The organism is Methanoregula sp., from assembly GCF_002835825.1.
In the GTDB taxonomy this organism is placed as follows: Archaea; Halobacteriota; Methanomicrobia; order Methanomicrobiales; family Methanospirillaceae; genus Methanoregula.
This window is the reverse complement of record NZ_PIZH01000312.1, coordinates 1-2,553: the sequence shown is the minus strand read 5'-3', so window position 1 is coordinate 2,553 and position 2,553 is coordinate 1. Positions and strand designations below refer to the sequence as shown.

Genomic DNA, 2,553 nt, shown 5'->3' with positions numbered 1-2,553 from the left:
TTGGGGTGTCGGGAGAAAACGAAGTGCGATGATGAGCATCAGGATAGAATAGAAGGGAAGCCGCACTTTCACCAGGGCATGTACAATGGCCCGTGGATGGGTTGAGATAAGGAAGAGCTGGAACGCGAATATCAGGATAATGAACCTGAGAGTAAGCACAATACCGATCATGAGCCCGCCACTCGTGATGGGGATGAAGCCCCCTATGAACGGGACTCCTAACGGAATAACATATCCCAGTGTTTCTCCCCCGGGCATGGTGATGATCGTGATGAGAATGAAGATGATGCTCATCACAAGGATCAGTTTGAGCTGCTGGAGTGATTCCCTCAAAAGCTCACCATATGCGGCAAACACGAGCATGGCAAAGACCATGAGGCAGAGGAACGGGATGCTTGTCGAGATGATCGCCATGAGCGAGACAAGGACAATAAAGAAGATCTTGGTATAGGGATGGAGCCGGTGCAGGAATGCATCCTTGTGGACATACTGGAGGATCTCGGTCATTGTCCTGCACCCCCGGTATCGGAAACAACCTTTCCGTTTTCCATCAGGATGACGCGATCGGCACAGTGCTGAGCGATTTCCCGGTTATGGGTAATAATGAGAATCGTGTGCCCTTTTTCCTGGAGATCCTTGAGCATATCGATGACCATTCTTGCTTCGTTTCCGTCCAGCCCGGTAGTAGGTTCATCAAGGACGATGACACCCGGTTGCATGGCAACCACACAGGCAATCGCAAGTCTCTGACGCTCTCCGCGCGAGAGCCACCGCGGATAGAGGTCAGCAGATCCGGAGAGCCCGGCATCCTTCAGCGCAGCATCGATGACCTCATCACTTTTTGCAATACCGAGGTTGTGAATGCCGTACGCAATCTCCTCCCTTACGGTATCAGCAAAGAACATGTGGTCCGGGTTCTGGAAAACAAGACCGACATCATGGGCGAGTGTTGCGATACTGCAATCCTTTGTGTTTTTCCCATTGATGATGACATTGCCGCTTGTTGGTGTCAGGAGCCGGTTGAAATGCTTTACAAGTGTTGTCTTCCCCGATCCGTTCTCTCCAACGATAGCCACGAACTCACCCCGTTTGATGGCAAGGCTGATCCCGGAAAGGGCTTCAACGTCGCCATAACAATAGCGGAGATCCTGTACCAATACGATTGGGCCATCATCTGATGCGGGTGGCACTGCTTTACGGATTGTTGAGAAGTCCGGCAGAACCATGGCGCGGATCCGTTCGTTTTGCAGAACCTGTTCTGGTATGCCTTTGATTGTTACGGCCCCGTCCTCCATGATGACAAGGGTATCAACAATATCCCGGAAATGGTGATACTTGTGTTCTACCAGGAGTATGGTTTTGCCCTGCTCCTTGAGATTTGAGAGAATATCCGCAATCCTTTTTGTTGCATGCTCGTCAAGCTCTGATGTCGGCTCGTCAAGGATGAGGATATCATTGCCCAGCGCGAGCGTTGCGGCAAGGGCAACTCGCTGTTTCTGGCCGCCGGAGAGATGATGCGGAGACCTGCCCCGGAGGTTTTCCAGGTAGGTTGTTTTCATGATCCACGCAAGCCGCTCTTCGATAACAGAAACAGGTAAGCCCCGATGTTCCAGTGCCGAAAGGATCTCTTCTTCAACGGTCGTGAAGATCATCTGGGCTTCAGGATCATCGAATACGACCCCGACATTCTGCGCCAGATCCGAGAGGGTAGTATACGCTGTCACATCTTTCCCATCAACAATTACAGAACCCTCCTTCTTCCCGCCATATTCATGGTGCAGGATTCCGGATGCTGCAAGGCAGAGCGATGTTTTCCCGGCGCCAGAGGGGCCGGTCACCATTACGCACCGGCCTTTTTCAAGAAAAAGGGAGACACGGTGCAGGGCCGGTTGCACCGTGTGGGGATACGTGTATGTTATGTCAGTTAGTTCGATCATTCCTGTCCTCTAAGAAGCACCCTGCTGGAAGGGATGTAGAGGAACTGGACCACGATTGCATTAAAGACTGCCGTTATGACTACGATTGGCACGAAAACCGCGACAAAGGCCATAATGTCACCCCCGTATTTGGGGCTGGAGAGCACGCTTGCACCAACAAACATCATTGCTATGGCAGCAAAGGAGAAACCACTTGCCAGGGTGGCAAGGAACGTGGTGACTGTCGGAGCGAGTTTTGTCCGTTCGCGGAGGATCGCGTAGAGAGCAAAGCAAACCAGCGCACCGATTGGCTCGCTGATGATATTGGCAGGCGGAAACATCGAACTCGAGATCAGCATCGAGAGGACACCGGCAACAAGACCGATACCGAGCGCTTCCAGGATCTTAGGCCGTATCAGGATGATCGCAAGACAGTAGAATGCGATGATCATGTTCGGTGTCAGGGGGGTGTGGAGCATCGCAAGGAAGTACCGGAGGATGGCTCCGATAGCAAGCAGGATTCCCACAATAGCAATATCTTTTGACTTCATGATTTGCACAACCATAACCAGGTAACAAGGATGACAGGCAGCAGCACAAAGACCGCGCAATGAATTTTGTATACCTTGATGTATAC

3 protein-coding genes are annotated in these 2,553 nt (G+C 51.8%); all 3 read right to left on the bottom strand.

Going from position 1 to position 2,553, the window contains the following annotated elements; translation table 11 throughout:
* The coding region (locus CW742_RS10340) for an energy-coupling factor transporter transmembrane protein EcfT (RefSeq protein ID WP_292420080.1) at positions 1-507 on the bottom strand (507 nt) is incomplete at its 3' end.
* Entirely contained in the window at positions 504-1,937 is a 1,434-nt protein-coding gene (locus tag CW742_RS10335; RefSeq protein WP_292420077.1) for an ABC transporter ATP-binding protein, read from the bottom strand. The genes CW742_RS10335 and CW742_RS10340, both read right to left, overlap by 4 nt.
* The gene (locus CW742_RS10330) at positions 1,934-2,467 is read right to left on the bottom strand and encodes a tryptophan transporter (RefSeq protein WP_292420075.1); all 534 of its coding nucleotides are present in this window, start codon (positions 2,465-2,467) and stop codon (positions 1,934-1,936) included. The genes CW742_RS10335 and CW742_RS10330 overlap by 4 nt, the downstream gene beginning before the upstream one ends.
* Between the last annotated feature and the right edge of the window lie 86 nt (positions 2,468-2,553).

Excerpts from the sequence above, each read along its gene's own strand:
- CW742_RS10330 (WP_292420075.1), bottom strand. The coding sequence starts at position 2,467 with ATGAAGTCAAAAGATATTGCTATTGTGGGAATCCTGCTTGCTATCGGA.
- CW742_RS10335 (WP_292420077.1), bottom strand. The coding sequence starts at position 1,937 with ATGATCGAACTAACTGACATAACATACACGTATCCCCACACGGTGCAA.